19 protein-coding genes are annotated in these 24,235 nt (G+C 33.7%); 1 reads left to right on the top strand and 18 read right to left on the bottom strand.

Translation table 11 applies throughout. The features are described 5' to 3' along the window. Positions 1–29: 29 nt before the first annotated feature. The 18 genes from B0I10_RS00495 to trmD form a co-directional block, all read right to left on the bottom strand. Complete coding sequence (locus tag B0I10_RS00495) at positions 30–497, bottom strand: DinB family protein (protein WP_112084529.1); 468 nt, start codon at positions 495–497, stop codon at positions 30–32. Between the two features lie 151 nt (positions 498–648). Then, positions 649–1,374 (bottom strand): hypothetical protein, encoded by a 726-nt coding sequence (locus tag B0I10_RS00490; RefSeq protein WP_112084528.1) that lies wholly within the window; start codon positions 1,372–1,374, stop codon positions 649–651. Positions 1,375–1,862: 488 nt separating this feature from the next. Further along, on the bottom strand, positions 1,863–2,687 hold the full coding sequence (locus tag B0I10_RS00475) for a hypothetical protein (RefSeq protein WP_112084525.1): 825 nt from the start codon (positions 2,685–2,687) through the stop codon (positions 1,863–1,865). A gap of 16 nt (positions 2,688–2,703) precedes the next feature. Then, positions 2,704–4,692: an excinuclease ABC subunit UvrB gene (uvrB, locus tag B0I10_RS00470; RefSeq protein ID WP_112084524.1), complete on the bottom strand. Its 1,989-nt coding sequence runs from the start codon at positions 4,690–4,692 to the stop codon at positions 2,704–2,706. A gap of 2 nt (positions 4,693–4,694) precedes the next feature. Then, positions 4,695–7,382 carry an HD domain-containing protein gene (locus B0I10_RS00465; RefSeq protein WP_112084523.1) on the bottom strand — a complete coding sequence of 896 codons (2,688 nt, stop codon included), beginning with the start codon at positions 7,380–7,382 and terminating at the stop codon, positions 4,695–4,697. A 190-nt stretch (positions 7,383–7,572) separates the two neighbouring features. Continuing rightward, a complete protein-coding gene (locus tag B0I10_RS00460) occupies positions 7,573–7,803 on the bottom strand; it encodes a hypothetical protein (protein WP_112084522.1) in 231 nt (76 codons plus the stop codon). 42 nt (positions 7,804–7,845) lie between these two features. After that, a complete protein-coding gene (rlmF, locus tag B0I10_RS00455) occupies positions 7,846–8,799 on the bottom strand; it encodes a 23S rRNA (adenine(1618)-N(6))-methyltransferase RlmF (protein ID WP_112084521.1) in 954 nt (317 codons plus the stop codon). A 53-nt stretch (positions 8,800–8,852) separates the two neighbouring features. Continuing rightward, positions 8,853–9,515 (bottom strand): thiamine diphosphokinase, encoded by a 663-nt coding sequence (locus B0I10_RS00450; protein ID WP_112084520.1) that lies wholly within the window; start codon positions 9,513–9,515, stop codon positions 8,853–8,855. Between the two features lie 160 nt (positions 9,516–9,675). Further along, the gene (locus B0I10_RS00445) at positions 9,676–10,497 is read right to left on the bottom strand and encodes a DUF4249 domain-containing protein (protein WP_112084519.1); all 822 of its coding nucleotides are present in this window, start codon (positions 10,495–10,497) and stop codon (positions 9,676–9,678) included. A 3-nt stretch (positions 10,498–10,500) separates the two neighbouring features. After that, complete coding sequence (locus tag B0I10_RS00440; RefSeq protein ID WP_112084749.1) at positions 10,501–12,879, bottom strand: TonB-dependent receptor; 2,379 nt, start codon at positions 12,877–12,879, stop codon at positions 10,501–10,503. A 125-nt stretch (positions 12,880–13,004) separates the two neighbouring features. Beyond that, positions 13,005–15,758: a VWA domain-containing protein gene (locus tag B0I10_RS00435; RefSeq protein ID WP_317047168.1), complete on the bottom strand. Its 2,754-nt coding sequence runs from the start codon at positions 15,756–15,758 to the stop codon at positions 13,005–13,007. Positions 15,759–15,760: 2 nt separating this feature from the next. Further along, complete coding sequence (locus B0I10_RS00430; RefSeq protein ID WP_112084747.1) at positions 15,761–16,261, bottom strand: RNA polymerase sigma factor; 501 nt, start codon at positions 16,259–16,261, stop codon at positions 15,761–15,763. A 327-nt stretch (positions 16,262–16,588) separates the two neighbouring features. Beyond that, the gene (locus B0I10_RS00425) at positions 16,589–18,811 is read right to left on the bottom strand and encodes an NADP-dependent isocitrate dehydrogenase (RefSeq protein WP_112084518.1); all 2,223 of its coding nucleotides are present in this window, start codon (positions 18,809–18,811) and stop codon (positions 16,589–16,591) included. A gap of 257 nt (positions 18,812–19,068) precedes the next feature. After that, the gene (gene rplS, locus B0I10_RS00420; protein WP_112084517.1) at positions 19,069–19,419 is read right to left on the bottom strand and encodes a 50S ribosomal protein L19; all 351 of its coding nucleotides are present in this window, start codon (positions 19,417–19,419) and stop codon (positions 19,069–19,071) included. Positions 19,420–19,741: 322 nt separating this feature from the next. Further along, positions 19,742–20,761: a Gfo/Idh/MocA family oxidoreductase gene (locus B0I10_RS00415; RefSeq protein ID WP_112084516.1), complete on the bottom strand. Its 1,020-nt coding sequence runs from the start codon at positions 20,759–20,761 to the stop codon at positions 19,742–19,744. A 38-nt stretch (positions 20,762–20,799) separates the two neighbouring features. Continuing rightward, entirely contained in the window at positions 20,800–21,183 is a 384-nt protein-coding gene (locus tag B0I10_RS00410; RefSeq protein ID WP_112084515.1) for a DUF3037 domain-containing protein, read from the bottom strand. Then, entirely contained in the window at positions 21,161–21,949 is a 789-nt protein-coding gene (locus B0I10_RS00405) for a HipA family kinase (RefSeq protein ID WP_112084514.1), read from the bottom strand. Before B0I10_RS00405 ends, B0I10_RS00410 begins: the two co-directional genes overlap by 23 nt. A gap of 83 nt (positions 21,950–22,032) precedes the next feature. Then, complete coding sequence (gene trmD / locus B0I10_RS00400) at positions 22,033–22,710, bottom strand: tRNA (guanosine(37)-N1)-methyltransferase TrmD (protein ID WP_112084513.1); 678 nt, start codon at positions 22,708–22,710, stop codon at positions 22,033–22,035. A gap of 307 nt (positions 22,711–23,017) precedes the next feature. Between trmD and B0I10_RS00395 the strand changes: the two genes are divergently transcribed. After that, positions 23,018–23,950: a peptidylprolyl isomerase gene (locus B0I10_RS00395; RefSeq protein ID WP_112084512.1), complete on the top strand. Its 933-nt coding sequence runs from the start codon at positions 23,018–23,020 to the stop codon at positions 23,948–23,950. Positions 23,951–24,235 lie beyond the last annotated feature (285 nt).

Here is a 24,235-nt window from a genome sequence, read left to right as displayed (position 1 = left end):
TTTTGTAGATTTTGAAGTAGATTTATTTTTTATGCAGAAATGAGCTTTTTGATTAACACAATTTGTCCTAAATGATAATAACTGTGTTCAATCATGCCATCGATATTTCTGTGATAACTGCCATAATTCGGATTCGTAAAATTGGAATCCAGTTGTTTATCCGTGAGTTGTTCTACCTGTTTAGCGAACGTTTCTGCATCATTCCAAAACCGTTGTAAAAAAGTTTCCCATTGTTCTTGTGAGGTGATTGGCGGAAAATCGAAACTGTATTTGTCTTTAATGGCTAATGGTCCACCTTTGAATACTTGATTAATTCCGTTGATGTAATAATGAATATGTTGTGCTAACACGGCAATGGTGTTGAGGTCGTTTATTGGTGTGGTAACCGTTTTCCAATCGGTGCCAGAAAGTTGTGCTTTAACGTTGGTGTTGGCTACCCAAGTGCCGTTTAAAATGACTTCTCGAAAACAGGAGGCGAGTTGGTGAGGGGTTTTCATAGTTTGTTTATTTTAAAACATATAAGTAATATAAGTTTTTTGAAAAGTTAAGAGATTCTTGTAGTAACGGATGTTTTTTGCTGCGAAGTCAGAGACATTCGCAGAGCAGCGTGCTATCAAAGAAGATTTAAGAGAGCTTGGGTGTTGATATTTAAATTGGAATAGTATTTTCAATGATATTTTTTTCATTTTTTAAATAAAAACTATGAATGAAATTATTCCTGGTAAAAAGCACACTCTTTACTTCTGTAAATTTTAGATTATATCTTGATTTTGTAGATTCACGTTCAAGATAAATTTCAAATAAATCAAAAGCAAAAAATCCGTAATTATTTTTCATTCTTAATAATGTTTCAAGAAATACTTCATCAAGCAAATTTAATATATTTGAGCAATCTGTTTCCCAACTTTCGATAACAGTATTGTCCGAATACCCAAATATTTGATGACCATTAAAACCACCTAATTTTTGTGAATACTCATCACAAAATGTATTTAGTTCTGGTTTGTCAAAGTAATCATCTATTTTTTTACATTCCGAAACTATCTTGTCAAGATTATGAGATAACTTTTTGATATCTAATGCTGGATTGTATGTAAGTAAAAACAATTTTAATAATTTTTCTAAACAATCAGCAGCTGTTTTGACAAGCTTACTTACTAGAAAAAATGAATTATCTGTTAAATATAAAAGTCTGTAACAATAATAATCTATGTAGGCACTTTTAGAAAAATAATTTTGCCTCAAATAATATTCATTATCATCATTTTTATTTTCTCTGAGGTTAATTTTTAAAATAAGATTTTCGTCATCTGGACCCCACGAGAGAATTGTTGTAGCTTTAGTAGATGTTCCTTTTGTGCTTTGAATTTTCATTTTTGTTTTTTTTTGAATTAAAATCTTTAGCTTTTAGAATTAATTACCAATTTTAGATTGAGTTTACATAGTTGTTTTAATCATTGGAAAGAACTCAATTTTTTTTCTAATTTTATTTACAAAATAAAATTTAGCATCATATTTTGAATGTATCAGTTTGATAGCCTCTCAAATTTAATAAATAAATCGTACAAATCATCAAAACGGCTTTATTCACTAATTTTTGTTTTGAAGCACAATCTCCTAGCCCCGATTACAGCGGAAAGCCTTTTGGGAAGAAAACCTATTTTTTCTTGGTTTGGCAGAGCGACCTTGGGAGCTCCTGATGAACCTTAGAAAAAAAGGTTTTTGAGCAAAAGCTTGTAGCGAAAATCGGGAATAGCTTCAAAAAAAATCACATCTTCTCCTGCCAACTTTTGATTTCATCACGCAATTTGGCGGCATCGATAAAGTTCAGTTCTTTGGTGGCTTTTTTGACAAAGTAAAATTTAAAATAAATAACCAATTCTAATTAATGGTGAAATTTTTGTCCAGTTCCATTGATTAACATTATAATTAATTTCTTGGCTTATTTCAATGTTTTCAGAACTGCCATCTTCAAAGATTGTGTCAGAAGTTTCTAATCTAAATGTCTGGTCTTTTGTGAAAGTATTCATAAAATATACTTGAAACTCCGCCGATACAACTAACCTATCTGAGAAATTATACAGCGGTTTTAAAATTGGGCCAAATCCAATGCTTTGTATTGAACCAATTCTATCATTAACATTTATAATTTGATCTTTTAATAAACGATTATCTGAAATTGTTTTTTCATTTATATTGTATTGTAATTTACCTTCAGCTTTTTGATAATGTACAAATGCAAAATCAATTCCGAAATCAAAATCAAAATTATTTACAAGATTAACTCTCTTTATTACCCCAATTAAACTATTAATATGAATTTGTTTATAACTATATTCTTTTGATAAGATAGAAGTAAAGTTTTGTTCTTCACTAATATATTCATATCCATTACTTTCTTCAATTTTCCTGACAGAAACCCCAAAACGTGTTCTAAGAATAAAATTTTTTAGAACTCTTTCATAGCTAATCCCAAAAGCATTTGAAAATGCGTTTCTTGAATAATTACTCTTTTCGGAGGGTTCATAACCTAAGATCCAATCATCATTATAGAATTCACGTATATTATTTTGAAAGGGCTGATAAAATTCTAAGGAAATTGTATTTTTAAATTTACTGTTTTCCTCTAAATTTTGAGATTTTACAGTAGATGTAAATAGTACTAACAAGAATAAAGTTTTTCTCATTGTAAATGTTTTAATATTAAATTTTTTCCTGCAAACTTTTTATTTCATCACGCAATTTAGCAGCATCGATGAAGTTGAGTTCTTTGGCGGCTTTTTCCATCATTTTTCGGAGGTCGCGGATTTTCTTTTCAATTTCGGGTTTGGTGAGGTACAAACTTTCGGGTTCGGCGGCTTTGAGGAGTTTATCTTCGTAGTATTGCGTTGAAACGGAATTGTTGCTCAACGCATTGCCGAGACTTTTGTTTAGGGCTTTGGGCGATAATCCGTGCAACGTGTTGTAGGCAATTTGCTTTTCGCGACGGTACGTGGTTTCGTCCATCGTTTTTTGCATGCTGTTGGTGATTTTATCGGCATATAAAATGGCTTTTCCGTTGACGTTTCGAGCGGCTCGACCCACGGTTTGGGTAAGCGAACGATGACTGCGGAGGAAACCTTCTTTATCAGCATCCAAAATGGCAACAAGCGAAACTTCGGGTAAATCCAGTCCTTCACGGAGTAAGTTTACACCGATTAAAACATCAAACAACCCTTTACGCAAATCTTGCATGATTTCCACTCGTTCGAGGGTATCCACATCAGAGTGAATATAACGACAGCGAATGGAAACTTTGGTCAAATATTTGGTGAGTTCTTCCGCCATTCGTTTGGTTAACGTGGTGACTAAAACGCGTTCGTCGGCTTCGCAACGAAGTTGAATTTCTTCGATTAAATCGTCGATTTGGTTTAAACTCGGACGGACTTCGATGATTGGGTCTAATAATCCGGTAGGACGAATGACTTGTTCGACAAAGATTCCTTCGCTTTTTTGTAATTCGTAATCAGCCGGTGTGGCAGAAACGTAGATGACTTGGTTTTGCAAGGCTTCAAATTCTTCAAACTTTAACGGACGGTTGTCCATTGCAGCGGGAAGTCGGAATCCGAATTCGACGAGGTTTTCTTTTCGGCTTCTGTCGCCACCGTACATGGCGTGCACTTGCGAAATGGTCACGTGACTTTCATCCACCACCATTAAAAAATCATCCGGAAAATAATCTAACAAACAGAATGGACGTGTGCCGGGCAAACGACCATCTAAATAACGTGAATAATTTTCAATACCGGAACAATAGCCCAATTCACGTATCATTTCTAAATCAAAATTCGTTCGTTCTTCCAAGCGTTTGGCTTCTAAATGTTTACCGATTTCTTTGAAATAATCCACTTGTTTGACCAAATCTTGTTGGATTTCCCAAATGGCGGCTTGCAATACATCGGGTGAAGTCACGAACATATTGGCGGGATAAATGTTTAATTTGGTGTAACGTTCGATTACTTTGGTTGTTTTCGTGTCAAAGGCTTCGATTTCTTCGATTTCATCGCCAAAGAAATGGACGCGAAACGGATCGTCGGCATAACTTGGGAAAATTTCAACCGTATCGCCTTTGATGCGGAAGGTTCCGGGGGTAAAATCGGCTTCGGTTCGTGAATATAAACTTTGCACTAAACGGTGTAATAATTTGGTTCGGGAGATGATTTCGCCCCGATCAATGGAAATGACGTTTTTTTGAAATTCGACCGGATTTCCAATACCATACAAACACGAAACGGAAGCCACGACCAACACATCTCTGCGACCTGAAAGTAGGGCAGAAGTAGTGCTGAGACGGAGTTTTTCTAATTCTTCGTTGATGGATAAATCTTTTTCTATATAGGTTCCCGTAACCGGAATATAGGCTTCGGGTTGATAATAATCGTAGTACGAAACAAAATACTGCACGGAATTATTCGGAAAAAATTGCTTGAATTCGGAGTATAATTGAGCGGCAAGTGTTTTGTTGTGAGCGAGAACTAAGGTTGGTTTTTCTACTTTTTCAATCACATTGGCCACAGTAAATGTCTTTCCGGAACCGGTAACGCCCAATAACGTTTGATATTTTTCACCATTCAGGATTCCGTTGGCTAATTTGTCAATGGCTTGCGGTTGATCGCCGGTGGGTATGTAATCTGAGATGACTTGGAATTTCACTATTAAAATAATTCTGAAGGAAAATCGTCCTTAGTTAATTCATGATTTATTACTAAATTACTTTTTAATTCTTTTTGAAGTACATCTAATTTTATCATTTCATCATTGAATGAGTCACCATAATATATACCTGATAAGAGTCCAAATATTTCAATAATTATTTGTCTTGCTTTCTGGTTTATATTTTTTTCTTTGTATGCGAAAATTTCTTTAACGAAAGGATGGTTAAAATTAATATCATAATCCTCATATTCAAATTTGTATTCGGTAGAATATGTATTTATAGCTGTATATTTATCTATTATTACTGTATTAATATTTTTTGTGTTAATGAAAATTGTGCCATTTCGCATAAATTCCATTTTTTTTGGGATTGAAAGTTCTTTAGATAACTCTAAATAATAAAAATCATCACTTTTAATTAATATTTGAGCGTAGTTATTTTCTTCATAAAAAGTAAAATCCAAATCAATGGTTCTATAACGATAATTAGGATTATCATCATAAAACTCAATCACTAGTTTATTTTCAATTTTTGAATTTAAAAAATCTGTATGAACTTTATTTAAACTAATCATGATTGATTTGAAATCTTTTTTTAAAAATTCTTCAAAACTTAAATATTTGTAATAATTATTTTCATCATTAATTGTTAAAAATAATTTTGGATAAATTGATTTTTCTAATTTTATTCTGTTTTGATGTATAAAATTAAAAGTGATTCTAGATAATTCTATAGGACTATATTCATTAATTAATTTCCCAAAAAAATTAATTAATAATTCCGACATTATATCATAAATTATTTCATTAATTATTGATTCATTTGAAAAATTATTTCTGTTAATTTGAATGTCTATCTTTTGTTTTAAATTTAAATTACAATAAGTATCTGATATTATAGAGTATTCACTTCCTTTATTAATTAAAACTCCTTTTTGGCAAATATTAAAAATACTTTTATTATGATTGTATTTATTATTTTCATTTTTGAATTTAAAAGAATCGTCTTTTAGTAAATATCCAATTTTTTGAAAATACAAATTTTTTAAATAAACAAATGAGATGGAACCTTCATAATTTTCATTTGAAAAATTATGAGTGAATATTTCTATTTCATTGGATAATGATTTATGTTGATGCATAAGAGATTCTATTAACTTCTCTTTTAAATTTTTATCTTCGAAATCTTCAGAATTTAATATAAAAGTTCCATTTTTAGATATTACAGAAATTGGAAATTCAATATACCTGAATTTATCTTTTATGTATTCAATAAAATCATTTTCATTATAATTTATATATTCTTCTTTTAAATTTAATGTTATTGAAGTTCCAGTAACATTTCTTTCTGAGGTTTTAAAAAAATGGAAATAGTTTTTTGGATCTTTATCTAATCTAAAATGTAAGGTACTTTCTTTCTCTGTCTTAGTTTCAATGTCAATGTAGTCAGCCATTAAAAAATAAGAAAAAACACCAACTCCAAATTGCCCTATTGCATCATAATCTTTTTTTATACTTTCTTGCTGGTAAAAACTACTACACAATTTTCCAAAAAAATTTTTTATTATAAATTCATCCATTCCTAAACCATTATCTTCAATTTTTATTGACTCTTTATTTATGGTTAGTTTAATTTCAGGAATGTAATCTGGGTTTAAAACTTTTTTATAACGACAAGTATCTATTGAATTTTGTATTAATTCTCTCAATGAAGTCAATTTATCGTTATATAGATTTTCTCCAACAAACGCATTAATCACATTGTCAACATCAAAAGAATACTTTATACCTTTTGGATCAAAATCAACATAAGTAATTTTTGGTCTTACTTGTTCCAATCTTAAAGAAAATTTTCTATTTTCAGTATTACTAATATTCTTAATTACTTTTTGACAATAATTAATTACGTTTCCAATTTTATTAAATTGGTCTTCAAGTGCTGCTAACATACTATGATTAGAACACTTTACTTCAAATTCAACATAATTTTCAGATATGAATCTTAATGTGTTTGCAATATGTTTATTCCATTCAACTATACTTTTTTCATTATCAGGCATATAATACTTAGTGAGTAAACTAGGAGTTCTAATATTTGTAATGTCAAGTTCATCCGCTATCCTTAAAACTGCTGATAAATAGGGTAAACAAACGAACTCTCTTCCATTTTTAACACTAAATTTTGGCTTATATATTTCTGGATTACCAATATCAACAACTCGATGCCCTTCTGAAACAAGTCCAATAGCTTCTGCATATTTTTCGGAAGGAATTTTAAGTAATTCCCATTCTTCCAATATAAATTTTCTACTTAATGTATGATGAATGTCACGAAGATATTTTTCTCTGCTTACATTAGGATGTAATTCTCTTTCTTTGACTAGTTCTTCAGTATCTGCTATTTCCTTAATTTTATCTTCAGGAATGCACATACCAATATCGTGTAAATAACTCGACATTGAGAGAATATAAATTTCATCATCATTTAAATTATCAATTTCATCATTAGTTAATACTTCACTAACAATTTCATAAACGGCATTTGTATGATGAATAGAATGATCTGTGTAATCAGGAAAATTTTTAATATATTGATTTAAAAGTAATTTTACAGCTTCTTTTGTTTCGTTTAATTTTCCAAACAAATTTGGATTTAATTCTTTAAGTTTTTTTTCTAAACTTGTCATAATTACTTTTAATTTAGTCAACTGCAATATAGTTATTTTGCAATTATCGGTGATATTATATTACATAAATTAAATATCTAATAAAAATTCTTAATTGATTTTTCATTAGTTATATAATCTGAGATGACTTGGAATTTCATTTTTGAGGAGCTGAGTTACTGAGTTGCTGAGATTTATTTCTTTTTAATTTTTAGTTTTTTTTCCATTGCTCCATTTTATCTTTCACTTCTTGATGAGAAAAATAATTTCCTTTTTCAATTTCTTCTTCAGCAATTAGAAGCTCATTATTATATTCTTCAAGGTAACTATTGGAAAAGTTTGATTTACTTTCAATAATCGTTCTCAATGCATTTAAATAAGATTCATCATCAATTTGATTGATGTGGGAAATCAAAATATTTTTTAATTCAGCTGTTTTCATATTTCCTCTCTTTTTACAAAGTTACGAAAAAAACAATGCGATTTATTCAACAGAAAACTTCCAATCTTTTTGTTGATTTTCGCTTAAAAATGTCCAAGCAACTAAACGACTGATTTTTTGGCCTTGGTTCATTTCAATGGTTTTGATGTTAGAAGCTTCCACTTTATTGAGTGTTTTATAAATGCTTTTTAAATGGTCTTTTTTAGAAACTAACGTGGTAAACCAAAAACATTGTTTGGGATATTTAACACTTTCGTAAATCATTTGGGTGATAAAAGCAAGTTCGCCTCCTTCGCACCAAAGTTCGTTGTTTTGTCCGCCGAAATTTAGTATCGGATTGGTCGTTTTTTGATTGGTTAAATTAGAAACTTTTCGAGCAGCACTTTTGGCAGCTTCTTCTTTGGAATCGTGAAAAGGAGGATTGCAAATGGTAAACGCAAATTTATCTTCGGGTTGAATAATGTCTTTAAAAATAAATCGGGAATCCATTTGTTGTTGCAAGCTGATGACATCGGTTAAATGTGGATTTTTTTCAATAATTGACACACAATTTTCGAGAGCATTAGCATCGATATCGGTGGCAACGAAACTCCAGTCATATTCGGCATTTCCTAAAATAGGGTAGATGCAATTGGCACCAACCCCAATATCCAAACCCATAATATTATTTCCGTTTGGGATAATTTGCTGATTGACTTCAGCCAATAAATCGGCAATATGATGAATGTAATCGGCTCTACCAGGAATGGGCGGACAAAGATAATCTTCGGGTAAATCCCAGTCTAAAATTCCGTAATAGGTTTTTAATAAGGATTTGTTCAGTGTTTTAACTGCCATCGGATTACTGAAATCGATGGTTTCGATTTCATATTCGTTACTATAAATAAACGGTTTTAATTCAGGAGTTTTAATTAGTAAAACTTCAAAATCATAACGAGAACGATGCTTATTGCGAGGATGTAATGATGACTTTTCTGAGTTGGTATTATTTTTCAAAGTATGATTTGTGTAAAATATAAATTTACAGAATTTTTATTGATTAAAAGCTTTTAATCCCAACATTCCATCAAAATTAAATCGCCTTCTAGGTGTTCAATAATCACAATTCCGTCTTCGGCAACATGATTACTGCTCCCGCTTCGATAACCAATTTGCAACGAATCGTTTTGCAACGGATAAAATAAATTCTGGGAATGAATGCCATGAACAGCTCCAATTGGAATTAGCGAAATGACTGTATTTTTCGGATACCATTTTTCGTATTTTCTGGGTAAATGAAAGATTTTGGAATGATCGTCAAACAAAACAATTTTTAATTTTTCACTAAATTTAACAACGGAAGTGATATTAGTAATGGTATGATCGGCTCTTTTTCCGGTTGCCCAAACCACATTTACCGCAGGAATATTTCGTTCAATTAAATAATCAAAGGCTTTTTCTAAATCGGTTTTATTTTGATCCGGTGTGTTTACAATTTCCAGCGGGTACTGAATTTCTCTATAATAATTAGGATCAAAGTCTCGATCAAAATCACCTAGCAAAACATCTACTTTAATGCCAAGTTCCAACACTCGACTAATAGCGGAATCTAAGACAATAACCAACGGCGACCATTCTAATAATTGACCCAAAAGCTCTTGATTACAAGCGGCTCCATTGGCTATGATTAAGGCTGGTTCCTGGTCGTCTTTGATGATGTGGTGTGATGACATAATTTTTTCTCTTGAATAATGTAGCAGGAAGAACACAGATTTTAGAAATTTTAAAATCTTAAAAACCTATTTTTTTTAAAATTCTTAAATCTAATTTTATTAATTATTTAAATTTTTAAAATCGGTGTTCCAAAAAAATCATTCAATTTATTTACAATTGTTATTGTATAACATATTCATTAATCTCGGTCTGACTCAACCTAAAATACCCCAATGCAAAATTATCAAAATTAGTTTGATTGATTATATTACCGCGAACAGTTGAATTTGGTGTACTAAATGGTCCTCCACTGTTTGTTCCTGCTTGTGCCAACAAAATATTCATGTAATTAAAATACTGTTGTGATACACCACTCATAGTGAAAGTGATGGTATCACCCGGAACAAATTCGTCACTAAAATACAAACCGAACATCTCGTTATTTTCAAAAAAACGATCTTCAAGAACACCATATTCAGGAATTACTTTGTAGGGGTCAATAATACCTAAGAAGTAAAAATTAGTTTCGTTTGGAATATCATCAAAAAAGAACTTTACTTCGATGGCATCTCCCAAAATGCCGGCATCACTGCGTTGTTCGACTCTTGTGATTTCAGGAGTAGCCAGCAATCTTTCGGTTGCAGTATAGGTTTCACCGTTTGAAACAACTACCAGCGTATAATTTTCATTCACAACCGGCACAAAATCAGTACAAATATACAAACCCGGTTGATCAATTTCCGCAAAATTAAAAACCGTTCCTTGACTATTGGTGATGGTTACACTTGCACCTGTAACGGGTGGAACACCCTCGGCAAAATAACCGGCAGTGGTTGATAATTTTATCGCTTGACTATTTCCCTGTGTTCCTCTCACCCAATTAATAGAAGCCTCAATCACCAACCTTGGTGGTGCTGTATTCAAATTAACATCGATAACTTCTTCACATCCAACTGTTATGATTACAATGAATAGGAGCACACTATATTTAAAAAGTTTCATTTTTTAAAATTTAAAATTATACGTTACACTCGGAACAATTCCGAATATAGATAATCGAACTGCTTCATTTCTTGCCGTTTCATCGTTTTGACGAAACGTAATGGAAGCCGCATTTTGACGATTGTAAATATTATAAAACCCAAAAACCCATTCGGCATCCCACTTTCTGTCTTTATTTTTATTTGGTGTTAAGGTGGCAGAAATATCCAAACGATGATAGGTTGGCAATCGGTCTGCGTTTCGATTATTAAAACTTGGAACCGTGATTCCTAAGTATTCATATTGACCATTTGGAAAAGTGACCGGTTGGCCGGTTTGTAGAGAAAAATTAGCTCCAAAACGCCATTTTTCATTTAATTTATAATTTCCAACTACTGAAATATCGTTGAGTTTATCAAAGCCGGTTTTGTACCAATTTCCATTATTGATTCCCACTTCTTCCGGTGTTCTTCCCACCACTTGTTGTTCGGTTCTGGCTAATGTATAGGATAACCAACCGTTGAAACGACCTGCATTTTTTCGGAATAAAATTTCCATTCCGTAGGCTCGTCCTCGTCCGTTTAAAACGACTCTTTCAATGGCTTCATTGGCAATTAAATTCGCTCCATCAATATAATCTACTCGGTTTTTGATATTTTTATAGTACGTTTCTACTTCCAATGAATATTCATCATCTTTAAAATTCTGAAAATAACCAATGGCATATTGATCTAACAATTGCGGTTTCAAAAAATTATCGCTTGGAGCCCAAACATCCAATGGAGTAGGTGATTGTGTGTTTGAAATCAGATGCAAATACTGACTCATTCGGTTGTAACTAGCTTTAATGGATTGATTGTCATTTAATGCATATGAAACAGAAAAACGTGGTTCGATATTGTTGAAACTGGCGATGGTTTCATTTTTTCCGTAGGAAATTGTTCCAATTGGCGTAGCACTTTCATAGACTTGAAAATCAGCATTAAAATTGACCGCTTGATTGTTTTCATACACATTCAATGTCTGATTACCTAAACGTAAAAAGTTACTGAATCGAAAACCATAGGAAACGGTTATTTTTTCAGATAATTGATGTTCTGCATCAACATAAACCGCTGATTCAAGTGCATATTTTCTGTCTAATTGATCTTCATTAATACCGGAATCCGGACGGCTTGGTTCAATTTTACCCGGATTAAAATCATAGTAAATCGTATTCAATCCATAGGTTAATTTCAATTTATCACTTAAATAATGTTTGAAATCATATTTAAAGTTGTAATTTTTGATTCCGCTATTCCATTCAAATCCAACAAAATCCAATTCCAAACCATAGTAATAATCAGAATAAATAAAAGACATATTGCTGAATAATTTATCAGAAAACAAATGATTCCAACGTAAATTCAACACCGCATTTCCATATGTATTCACAAAAGCATTATTCAAACTAAAGACGTCACGACCAAAATAACCGGAAAAATAAACGTTATTATTATCGTTAATTTTATAACTCAATTTTGTATTCAAATCATAAAAATAAGCCGAGTTGTTGTTGTCGGTCAGTTTTAAAAATAAGTGAGCATACGAACCTCTTCCGGCAACCAGAAATGAACCACGATCTTTTACAATCGGGCCTTCGGCTAATAATCGACTGGAAATAATTCCGATTCCACCATTCACGTGATATTCTTTACTGTTTCCTTCTTTTTGATAAATATCTAAAACAGAGGATAATCTTCCGCCATAACGAGCCGGAATTCCACCTTTATACAATTTTAAATCTTTAATCGCATCAGGATTAAACACCGAAAACAAACCAAATAAATGGGAAGAATTATAGATGGTAGCTTCGTCTAATAAAATCAAATTTTGATCGGCTCCACCACCACGAACGTTGAACCCGGACTGACCTTCGCCTGCACTGGTGACACCCGGTAAAGTCAGCAACGATTTTATGATATCCACTTCACCCAATAAAACAGGCATTTCTTTGATTTCCTGAATAGAGAGTTTGTTGACGCTCATTTCTGGTTTACGAATTTCAGCTTTGGCTTTTCGTTCGGTTAAAATGACTTCGCTTAATTGCTGACTCGATTCGAATAATGAAAAGTTTTTTCGAATGTTTTTATCCAAAATTATTGTTTCTTCAATGGTTTGAAAACCAACGTAACTAATTTGAATTAAATACGTTCCTTTTGTAAGGGAAATGGAGTAAAATCCGTATTCGTTGGTTGTTGCACCTGTTTTTGTGTCCGTTACAATGATATTTACACCATAAAGCGATTCATTGCTTTTTTGGTCGGAAATCGTTCCGCTAATGGTGAATTTTTCCTGAGCGGAAAGTGTCAAAATTCCTGATAATAGTAGAATTATCGGAAAACTGATTTTATTAAAAGGCATAGGTAATTTTTTTAACAAAAGTGATGAAATTTTTTCAGAAATTTCGTGTTTCATTTGTTAAAGTACGGTTAATAAAAAACCTGACAATTTATGCTAATTGTCAGGTTTTCAGTGTAACCAATTTTTTATTTTACGGTTTCAACCAATCGGATAAATTCTGTTTTATACCCTTCTTCATCGTTAGAAAGTCCTTTTTTTGCTAAGGTTTTAATGGCTTCGCTGTCTTTGTTTTGAACTAATTTTGAATCTCTTAATTTTAATCCAAACCAAGCGACGGCAGACGAAAATTTAAAATCATCGGATGATTTATCAATTGGGATTGATTTGTTTTCAATCACTTGAACCATTTCGATACTTTTTTCACCATCCGGTTTTTTATATCGAAATTTGATAGTCGCCAATTCATTTCCAAAGACAGTTGAAGAATTTTCTGTTTTAGAATATTTCAAGTCAATTGGTTCTTTGAAAAAATCGCTTTTCACGTTCGTCGGAATAATTTCATACAACGCCGTAACGGTGTGACCGCTTCCTAATTCGCCGGCATCAATGGCATCATTCACAAAATCTTCGTCATTCAATTTTCGGTTTTCATACCCAATTAAGCGATACGCTTGCACGTGTTGCGGATTGAATTCGATTTGAATTTTCACATCTTTCGCAATAGCAAACATCGAACCTTTAAACTCTTTTCCTAAAAAGCGATTGGCTTCTTGAATATTATCGATGTAAGCATAATTTCCGTTTCCTTTGTTGGCAATGGTTTCCATTTTGCTGTCTTTGTAATTACCCATTCCGTACCCTAAACAAGTTAGGAAAACACCACTTTTTCTTTTTTCTTCAATCAATGTTTGCATGTCTGTATTAGATGAAGCTCCCACATTAAAGTCGCCGTCAGTAGCTAAAATCACTCGGTTATTTCCGTTTTTGACAAAGTTTTCTTCAGCAGTTTTGTAGGCCAATTCAATTCCTGCTCCACCTGCAGTGCTTCCGCCAGCTTGTAAATTTTCTAAGGCATCAATGATTGTCTTTTTTTCATCACCGGAAGTGGGTGGCAAAACCAATCCGGCAGCTCCGGCATACACCACAATAGAAACTTTATCTTTTTTGCGAAGTTGTTCAACCAAAATTTTCATCGATTGTTTAAGCAATGGCAATTTATTTTGATCGTTCATCGAACCCGAAACATCCACCAGAAAAACTAAGTTGGAAGCCGGTAAATTTTCGGTTGGAATGTTTTTGCCTTGTAAACCAACTTTCAACACTTTGTGATTTCTGTTCCAAGCACAATCGCTGTATTCGGTGTGAATGGAAAACGGATGTTCATCGGTTGGTTCAGTATAGTTGTATTTGAAAAAATTAACCATTTCTTCCACACGAACCGCATCTTTTGGAACAGTTTGTCCGTTGTTAATAAAACGGCGAATGTTGGTGTAAGAGGCGTTGTCCACATCAATCGAAAACGTAGAAAGTGGTGCGGTAGTCGGACTCTCGAAGGCGTTTTCTTCAAATGATTCATACGATTCATCTTGCGTTGGATCATTAACCGGCCATTGAATTGGTGCTTGTTGTTGAGCTTCTTCTAATTCTTTTAGTTTCTTTTTGAGTTGTCTTTTAGACAATTTTTCAACTTTTCCGCTTTTGGAGGTGATGACGATTACGCCATTTCTTCCGCTACTTCCATATAAAGATGTGGCTGATGCATCTTTTAAAACCGTAATATCTTTGATATCATTTGGATTAAGCACTTGCATTTCTTTTTGGGAAATTGGTTGTCCGTCTAAAATGATCAATGGTTCATTTTTCGAGTTTATTGAATTAGTTCCTCTTATAGTTATATTATTGTTTCCCTTATATTTTTGATTAGCATCATTAATATAGACTCCTGCTACTTTTCCTTGTAAAGATTGAGTATTTGATTTCTTAATTTCTGCTTTTACTTTAAACTCTTTTTGATCTGATATCGAATTCCAAACTAAAGTCTTATTTGGAGTATTTGTTTTTTTACCTTTTTTAATTTCATTTGAAGTAATTGATGTAGCTGCACTAGTTGTTTTTTTTGCTACTCGTGTACCATAACCAACAACTACCACTTCCTCCAATGTGGTACCATTATCAACTAATGCAATATTCAAATTAGTAGAACTATCAATTTTAGTCGTTTGGGTTAGCATTCCAACATAACTAAACTCCAATGTTTCTCCTTTTTTGGCTTTGATTGAAAATTTACCGTCAAAATCAGTATTAGTTCCTTTTGAAGTTCCTTTGATAAGAACAGTTGCACCAGAAAGAGGAAGATTATAACTATCCATCACAACACCGGTAATCATTCGTTCTCCGGTTAGTTTATTTATTTCTTCACTCGAAATTTTTACGGTTGGAATTTCTTTAGAAACAAGTTTGTTTTTTTCTTCATCTAAAGCAATTAAATCATTCAATTTCATCAAACTATCTTTAAAAACAGAAACCACTTGTTGTTCTTTCTTTATAGAATTTTTTAGGATTGATTCTTTTAAAATTGGTTCAACATTTGAATTCTTCTCCGTTTCAACATCTGAAGAAACCACCATTTCTTCTTTCGATTTTTCAATTTTTAAAGGAGAAACATTCTGAATCGTATCCTTATTTTCATTCACAATCGGATTTTCAATTGTAATAATTTCTTTATCCGATTTTAAAAATTGATAACCAAGGGAAACAAACAATAGGAGCGAAGCAGCAACGGCTATTTTTTTCCAAAGAATGATTACTTTTTTATCTTCTTTTTTATCTAATTTTTCTTCAACACGTGCCCAAACTTTTTCCATTCCGGGAAATGAATTTGCTTCGGCATTTTTTGCCGCTTGTTTCATTTTATCGTATAATTTATCTTGATTTTCCATAACTATTTTGCCTTTTGATAATAAAAATTGTTCACTAACTCTTTCAATTTGGTTTTTGAAGCGTTCAATTGTGATTTTGAAGTACCTTCTGAAATGCCTAATTGCATTGCAATTTCTTTGTGTGAATAGCCTTCGATAACAAACAGATTAAAGATGGCTTTGCATCCGTCGGGAATCAGTTGAAGCAGATTCAGTAAATCTTCCTCTTCCAAATCAGTAATTTCGTCCGTTGTGGGTTGCGAGGATAATTTGACATCATCCAAATACAAATTAAAGTTCACATTTTTTCGCAACGTGAGTAAACACTGATTGACTGTGATTTTTCTAGCCCAAGCTTCAAACGCATGGTCTTCCTTTAATTGATCAATTTTGGTAAAAATAGTAAAGAATGCATCGGCCAAAGCTTCTTCTATTTCTTCCTCTTTTTTGAGATACCGTTTGCATAACTGATACAATTTGGGTCCCATGTGCTCATACACCTTCCGCTGGGCGTCTCGATGCATTTTTCTGCAGGCTTGAATGATATTTTTTTCCATCAAAATTGGTTTGCTTTCTTATAAAGAGCACAATAGTTGGCAAAAGGTTGGGAAGAACCTAAAACTTTTTTCGATTTTATAAATTTAGGGTTTTATATGAAACAAAAAAGACAACCGGTTAGGATTGTCTTTTTTGTATAAAAATCATTTGAAATTATCGTCCCTTAAATACTACTATGTTAGACTGTGTCATTTCGACGAAGGAGAAATCACATAAAGTAGATAATATCCTAATTGCTTAACGCTATGTGATTTCTCCTTCGTCGAAATGACACAGCTGTGCAATTCTTGTTTCTAACCCAACTTCGCCAAAACAGCATTTAAAGTCTCACTCGGACGCATCGCTTTTTCTAACAATTTAAAATCAGGTTTGTAATAACCACCGATTTCTTGTTTTTTGCCTTGCGAACCAATCAATTCTTCATTGATTTTAGATTCATTTTCAGTTAATTCTTTAGCAATAGGAGTGAAGAGGTTTTTTAATTCCTCATCTTTGTTTTGATCTGCCAACGCCTGAGCCCAATATAAAGCTAAATAAAAATGCGAACCTCTGTTGTCAATTTGACCCACTTCTCGGGCAGGCGATTTATCGGTTTCTAAGAATTTTTCAGTAGCCAAATCTAACGTTTCTGAAAGAACCAATGCTTTTGCATTATTCAACGACTGACCTAAATGTTCTAACGAAACACCAAGTGCTAAAAATTCGCCTAATGAATCCCAACGCAAATAGCCCTCTTCAATAAATTGTTCAATATGTTTGGGAGCAGAACCACCGGCACCGGTTTCAAACAATCCACCGCCATTCATTAACGGAACGATGGATAACATTTTAGCTGAAGTACCCACTTCCAAAATCGGAAACAAATCGGTTAAATAATCGCGTAAAACGTTTCCTGTTACAGAAATGGTGTCTAATCCTTTGATTATTCTTTCTAAGGTGAAAGTAGTCGCATCAATAGGATTCAGAATACGAATATCTAATCCGCTTGTATCGTGGTTTTTTAAATATAAATTTACTCTTTCAATTATTTGTCTGTCGTGAGCTCGGTTTTCATCCAACCAAAAAACAGCAGGCGTGTTAGATAATCTCGCACGGTTTACGGCTAATTTTACCCAATCTTGAATAGGAGCATCTTTGACTTGACACATTCTAAAAATGTCGCCTTTTTCAACGGCTTGTTGCATTAAAATGGCTCCTTCTGCATTAATTACTTTAACTGTACCAAAGTCATCTATTTGGAATGTTTTATCGTGCGAACCATATTCTTCAGCAGCTTGAGCCATCAAACCAACATTAGGAACGCTTCCCATTGTTTTTGGGTCAAAAGCTCCGTGTTTTTTACAAAAATTAATCGTAGCGGTATAAATTCCGGCATAACATCTGTCCGGAATAATCGCTTTGGTGTCTTGAGGTTTTCCTTCCTGGTTCCACATTTGACCGGAAGTTCGAATCATTGCCGGCATTGAAGCATCCACAATCACATCCGAAGGAACATGAAGATTGGTAATTCCTTTATCCGAATTTACCATCGCAATCGCTGGTCCTTTTGCCATAGCATCCGTTAAAGCAGCTTCAACCTCGGCTTGTTTTGGATGACCTGAAATTTTATCATATACATCACCTAAACCATTCTTAGTGTTTACACCTAATTCTTTGAACAAATCGGCATATTTTTCAAATACATCGGCAAAGAAAACATCCACAATCGCTCCGAAAATAATAGGGTCGGAAACCTTCATCATGGTTGCTTTTAAATGAACTGAAAACAAAACATTTTTCGCTTTTGCATCTTCAATTTCGTTGGCAATGAATTTTTTTAAACTATTCAAATTCATTACTGAACTATCAATTATTTCGCCTGCTTTTAAAGGCGTTGTATCTTTTAAAACTTTAGTTGTTCCATCTTTTGCTTCAAAAACAATTTTGAAAGTAGTTGCTTCAGGAATTGAAACCGATTGCTCACTACCATAAAAATCACCACCTGTCATGTGAGCAACGTGCGTTTTAGAATCAGCACTCCAAGCACCCATACTGTGCGGGTGTTTACGAGCGTAATTTTTGACTGCTTTCGGAGCACGGCGATCGGAATTTCCTTCACGTAGAACCGGATTTACTGCCGAACCTAATACTTTAGCATATTTAGCTTTGATTGCTTTTTCTTCTTCGGTTTGTGGATTTTCAACAAATTCGGGAATGGCATAGCCTAATTTCTGTAGTTCAGCAATCGCTTCTTTTAATTGAGGAACAGAGGCGGATATATTTGGAAGTTTAATTATATTGGCTTCCGGAGTAGTGGCCAGTTGACCTAATTCTAATAAATCGTTTGGAATGCGTTGATCTTCTTTTAAATATTCCGAAAAATTTGAAATAATTCGTCCGGCTAATGAAATATCTCGAGTTTCTACTGATATGGCTGCCGGGGCAGTAAAGGCTTTTACAATAGGTAAAAAAGAATGAGTGGCAAGCATGGGAGCTTCATCCGTAATTGTATAAATAATTTTGGATTTTGACATGATGTGTTTGTTTGTTTGTTTGTTTTTGTTTTGTAAGCTTTTCTGAAAAAATCAGGATTACAAAGATAAGAAAAAGGAAGTGGAAATCAGGTAGATTCCATAAACGAAAACGATTGAATTACGGATATGATAATCTGAACTTTAAAAATTAGTAATTTGACAAAAAATGAATTAAAAATTGAGTGAGTTGTTAAAATTGAAGGAAATAAAAAATCCCGTTCTGAATTTCAAAACGGGATTCTTTATGAGTAGAAAGTTGATTATCTTCTTCTTTCTTTGATTTTTGCTTTTTTACCGGTAAGGTCTCTGAAGTAGAAAATACGAGCTCTTCTAACTTTACCTCTTTGGTTAACTTCTACTTTTTGAAGTGCAGGCATGTTAACCGGGAAAATTCTTTCCACACCAACAGCACCTGACATTTTACGGATGGTAAAGGTTTCGGTTGCACCAGAACCTCTTCTTTGGATTACAACTCCTTTGAAGAACTGTGTTCTTGTTTTTTCACCCTCTTTAATTTCGTAATACACAGTGATAGTATCACCTGCTCCAAATACTGGAAAGTCTTTTTTTGTAACAAATTCGTCTTGAACGAATTTCATTAAATCTGCCATAACAATTAAGTTAAAATAGTGATTATCAGAGCAACATACACGATTATCGTCAGAGGTTGGTCCAAATGTGGGTGCAAATTTACAATTTATTTTGAAATTACAATTAAATTGGTTGATTTTTATTTGATAAGCGTTTTGGTTTATAATTAAAATAAGTAATTTTTTGTTTTTAAACCATTAAGGTATTAAAAGACATTAAGGTTTTTTGAATAACTCGATAGCATATTAAAATCTAATACTTTTCTCGAAATTAGTATGGGAGTTTTATTTTAGTTTTTTCTAAATGAAACTTAATACCTTAATGGTTTAAAATTTAAAAAAGTTAATTTTCAATGCAAATCAATATTCTAATCTGCTCCAAAATCTCCTCATTCCTAACAGAAAACGTTTTTTCATCCCGAATACATTCATACACTTCATCAAACAAACCATTAAAATTTCCTTTTAGAGAAGGAATTAGTTCTGTAATCACATTATTATTTTCATCAACATAAGTCAATTTTCCCTCTTTGTTTTCCAATTCCAACCCAAAATCCGGATGATTTGGAGTCATTCCTGCCATCAATTGATTTTCTTGCTCGTCACAAAAATCTTTAATGAAACTTCCTTTTGTGCCTTGAATCACAATTCCCGATTGAACGTCAAGCACATGTAAACTCGCAGTTATAAAAGCATTTACTTGATTTTCAAACAAAAGATGCACAAACGCATAATCATCCACCAAAGTGCCATTGCGATACATTCCTTTTTGAACATAATGCTTTTTCGGTTTGCCAAAAATTGAAATCGCTTGATCAATTAAATGTGAACCTAAATCATATAAAATTCCGCTTCCGGGCAATTCATTTTCTTTAAATCCTTTTACACTAATATCGGGACGAAAACGATCAAAACGCAAATGAACTTCAACAATATCGCCTAATTTTCCTGATTTTATGATGTCTTTTGCCGCACAAATGTCACTGCTCCATCGGCGGTTTTGATAGACTAAAAGTTGTTTGTTGACCGATTTAGCCAATTCCATTAATTCTAAAAATTCTTCAGGAGTTGCCGTTGCAGGTTTTTCTAATAAGACGTGTTTTTTTGCTTGCAAACATTGTTTCGCCAATTCAAAATGTGTGTTATTTGGTGTGTTGACCACCACTAATTCAATCGAATTATCCGCCAAAAGTTCTTCTAACGAAGCATAACTTTTCACATCCGGAAAATCATTTTTTGCTTTTTGATTATTTCGTTCTAAAACAGCATACAATTCAAATCCTTCATTAGTCGCCAAAAAAGGAGCGTGAAAAATTTTTCCGGAAAGTCCATAGGCTAGAAGGGCTGTTTTGATTGGAGTCATAAAATTTATTCTAATTTAAAGAAATGAAATGTCATTTATCACAAAACCAACTCCGCATACAATCGTTCAAAAGTTCCATCCAAATCAAAACTTAAACCCGAATGCGGTCTTGATGTTTGTATGCTTGAACTCTTCACGGCGGTTAACCATCTAAATCGTTCCGCCGCTTCAAAAGCGGCAATTGGACCACCCTCTTTTTTGCCTGAGCAGATTTTTGAAAAAGCTTCTAAATTGATTTTTAATTGAGCTAAATCGAATTCAGCATCCAAAAAACGAATTTTTTCAACCGGAATTTCATATTGAATCCGTAAATATTTTTGATGTTTACAAAAAACCATCAAACCAATATTAATGAATTCTTCACGCTCCACCCTTGGTACAACGCGGATTACGGCGTACTCATATAAGTGTGGTGCGGACATCTTGTGCTTGTTTTAAAAATACGGATGCATTTGCCAATCTAATGGACAAAAATTGAAAATAAACTTCTTTTATTTCAGTAGGGGTTATCGCTTGATCTTCCCAGAGTAACCAATCTTCCGGAATTTGATTTACAATTTCACGTAAAACAGTATCGTTTAATTTTGATGTAAATTCGTTGTTTACATCCTCTAAACGAGTGGCTTTTGGTAATAAAACGTGGTCTTTAATCAAGGAAAACGGAGTCAACGCATTTTCTTTCCAATTATCCCACGAATGATGGAAATAAAAAGCTGCTCCGTGGTCAATTAGCCAAAGTTCTTTTTTCCAAATCAATAAGTTGGTGTTCTTAAAAGTGCGGTCAACATTGGTAATATATGCATCCAACCAAACAATTTTGGATGCCAAAAGAGCATCACAATCATTCACAGCTGCATCATACGTTAATGCTCCCGAAAGAAAGTGCAAACCTAAATTCAGACCTTGACTGCCTTGCAATAAATCCTGAATTTCCTCATCACCTTCAGTTCTTCCAAAGGCTTCATCAAGCGTAGCAAAAACTAATTCAGGAACAGGTAAACCTAAAAACCGTGCAATTTGACCACCCAAAAATTCAGCAATCAACGCTTTCACACCGTGACCGGCACCACGAAATTTTAAAACATACTTAAAATCATCATCGGCTTCGGCCAACGCTGGCAAAGAACCACCTTCTCGCAAAGGAGTGATATAGCGGGTAACATTTACCGTTCGTAAATTGGTGTGCATAAATTGGTATTTCAATAACAAAGATAGTGAAAAACAAAAGCTTCTTAACCAAAAACAGATAACAGACAACGGACAACAGTCAACTATTCCTCCAACAAATCCGGCCGTCTATTCTTCGTATGCTCATACGCTTGATTCTCACGCCATTTATCAATTTCGGCAAAATTTCCGCTCAACAAAACAGCAGGTACTTTCCACCCTTTGTATTCTGCCGGACGTGTATAAATCGGACCTGAAAGCAAATTATCCTGAAAACTATCCGTCAAAGCCGACGTTTCATTGCTCAAAACTCCCGGAATCAACCGAATAATCGCATCACTCAAAACAGCCGCACCCAATTCGCCACCCGAAAGTACATAATCACCAATCGAAATTTCTTTCGTAATAAAATGATCACGAACCCGTTGGTCAACACCTTTATAATGGCCGCAAAGAATAATAATATTGTGCAACATCGACATCGAATTCGCCATTTTCTGATTCAGCGTTTCACCGTCCGGAGACATATAAATCACTTCGTCATAGTCACGTTCACTCTTCAATTTCGCAATACAATCGTCAATCGGCTGAATCGACATCACCATTCCGGCACCACCGCCAAACTGATAATCGTCCACATTTTTCTGCTTGTTGGTCGTATAATCACGCAAATTATGCACGTGCACTTCCACCAAACCTTTGTCGATCGCACGTTTCAAAATCGATGCCTCAAACGGACTTCGTAAAAGTTCAGGTAAAACCGTGATAATATCAATTCGCATACAACTAATTTTTGGCAAAAATACTTATTTTTCAGAAGCTATTCCGGCTTTTCACTACAAGTTTTTTTCAAAACAAAAGTTTTGTAAGCCTCGGCAAGAGCTCCCAAGGTCGCTTTGCCAAGCCAACAAAACTAATTTGTTTTTTCAAAAAAAGCTTTCCGTTTCAACCTGCCTGCCGGTAGGCAAGGTCCGGGCTAGGGGATTCTGCTTTCAAAATAAATTCATTTTCAACAATCAGCCTTCATAAAAATAAGGTTAATCAACAATAATATCTTAAATTTGCACCTCAATTAAAATAAAACATACGATGGAAAACGGAATATACGCTAAATTCAATACCACAAAAGGTACCATTTTAGTAAAATTGACGCATGATAAAACACCGGGAACAGTAGGGAACTTTGTTGGTTTAGCCGAAGGACAATTAGAAAACGACGCCAAACCAATGGGAAAACCGTATTATGATGGATTAAAATTTCACCGGGTTATTTCTGATTTTATGATTCAAGGTGGTTGTCCGCAAGGTCAAGGAACCGGTGGACCGGGTTATCAATTTGACGACGAATTTCACCCTGATTTGCGTCACGATACTCCAGGCGTTTTGTCAATGGCAAATTCAGGACCGGGTTCAAACGGATCGCAATTTTTCATCACGCATGTTGCAACACCTTGGTTAGATAAAAAACATTCTGTGTTTGGAAATGTGTTAGAAGGACAAGATGTGGTGGATGCAATCGCTCAAGGGGATGTGTTAGAAACCCTAGAAATTGTTAGAGTAGGCGAGGAAACTCAAAAGTGGAATGCCATCGAAGCGTTCAGAACATTTGAAGGTTCAAGAGAAAAAAGAATTGCCGAAGAAAAACAAAAAGCAGAAGAAGCCTTAGAAAAATTATCCGCCGGTTTTGAAAAAACAGAGAGCGGTTTACGCTATAAAATTATCCAAAAAGGAAATGGAAAACAAGCTGAAAAAGGGAAAACCGTTTCGGTTCATTATTCCGGTTCTTTAGAAAACGGAGTAGTTTTTGATTCGTCGTACAAAAGAAAACAACCCATCGATTTTCCACTCGGAAAAGGTCACGTAATTGAAGGTTGGGACGAAGGAATTCAATTATTACAAGTAGGCGATAAAGCTCGTTTTGTGATTCCATCTTATCTAGGTTACGGATCTCGTGGTGCCGGTGGTGTAATTCCACCTGATGCTACGTTGATTTTTGACGTGGAGTTGATGGAGGTGAAGTAGGGAAGTTGCGGGTTACGAGTTGCGGGTTCTAGGTTGGAGACTTTTTCTTCAAAGAAAATGTTTGCTAAATGAATCCTTTTTAATCCATTATAGCAAAGCTATCATAATCAGCGGAAATCCATTCAATCTATAAAATCCGTGTTCCATTAAAAATAAAAGAAGCATTCTGAAAAGAGTGCTTTTTTTTTTTAAATTTCTTTAATTTTAAAATCCGTGTTCACCAGCGTTTAGCTTTGCTAATCTGTTTAAACCGTGTTCTATTTATTTTGGAATAACTTTTGCTTT

Origin of the sequence: Flavobacterium lacus (genome assembly GCF_003268815.1) — a bacterium.
Classification (GTDB): Bacteria; Bacteroidota; Bacteroidia; order Flavobacteriales; family Flavobacteriaceae; genus Flavobacterium; species Flavobacterium lacus.
This window is presented reverse-complemented; position numbering and strand designations above follow the sequence as displayed.

Coding starts and splice junctions, on each gene's coding strand:
- B0I10_RS00495 (WP_112084529.1), bottom strand. CDS start 497: ATGAAAACCCCTCACCAACTCGCCTCCTGTTTTCGAGAAGTCATTTTA.
- B0I10_RS00490 (WP_112084528.1), bottom strand. CDS start 1,374: ATGAAAATTCAAAGCACAAAAGGAACATCTACTAAAGCTACAACAATT.
- B0I10_RS00475 (WP_112084525.1), bottom strand. CDS start 2,687: ATGAGAAAAACTTTATTCTTGTTAGTACTATTTACATCTACTGTAAAA.
- B0I10_RS00465 (WP_112084523.1), bottom strand. CDS start 7,382: ATGACAAGTTTAGAAAAAAAACTTAAAGAATTAAATCCAAATTTGTTT.
- B0I10_RS00460 (WP_112084522.1), bottom strand. CDS start 7,803: ATGAAAACAGCTGAATTAAAAAATATTTTGATTTCCCACATCAATCAA.
- B0I10_RS00450 (WP_112084520.1), bottom strand. CDS start 9,515: ATGTCATCACACCACATCATCAAAGACGACCAGGAACCAGCCTTAATC.
- B0I10_RS00445 (WP_112084519.1), bottom strand. CDS start 10,497: ATGAAACTTTTTAAATATAGTGTGCTCCTATTCATTGTAATCATAACA.
- B0I10_RS00440 (WP_112084749.1), bottom strand. CDS start 12,879: ATGCCTTTTAATAAAATCAGTTTTCCGATAATTCTACTATTATCAGGA.
- B0I10_RS00435 (WP_317047168.1), bottom strand. CDS start 15,758: ATGGAAAATCAAGATAAATTATACGATAAAATGAAACAAGCGGCAAAA.
- B0I10_RS00430 (WP_112084747.1), bottom strand. CDS start 16,261: ATGCATCGAGACGCCCAGCGGAAGGTGTATGAGCACATGGGACCCAAA.
- rplS (WP_112084517.1), bottom strand. CDS start 19,419: ATGGCAGATTTAATGAAATTCGTTCAAGACGAATTTGTTACAAAAAAA.
- B0I10_RS00415 (WP_112084516.1), bottom strand. CDS start 20,761: ATGACTCCAATCAAAACAGCCCTTCTAGCCTATGGACTTTCCGGAAAA.
- B0I10_RS00410 (WP_112084515.1), bottom strand. CDS start 21,183: ATGTCCGCACCACACTTATATGAGTACGCCGTAATCCGCGTTGTACCA.
- B0I10_RS00405 (WP_112084514.1), bottom strand. CDS start 21,949: ATGCACACCAATTTACGAACGGTAAATGTTACCCGCTATATCACTCCT.
- trmD (WP_112084513.1), bottom strand. CDS start 22,710: ATGCGAATTGATATTATCACGGTTTTACCTGAACTTTTACGAAGTCCG.
- B0I10_RS00395 (WP_112084512.1), top strand. CDS start 23,018: ATGGAAAACGGAATATACGCTAAATTCAATACCACAAAAGGTACCATT.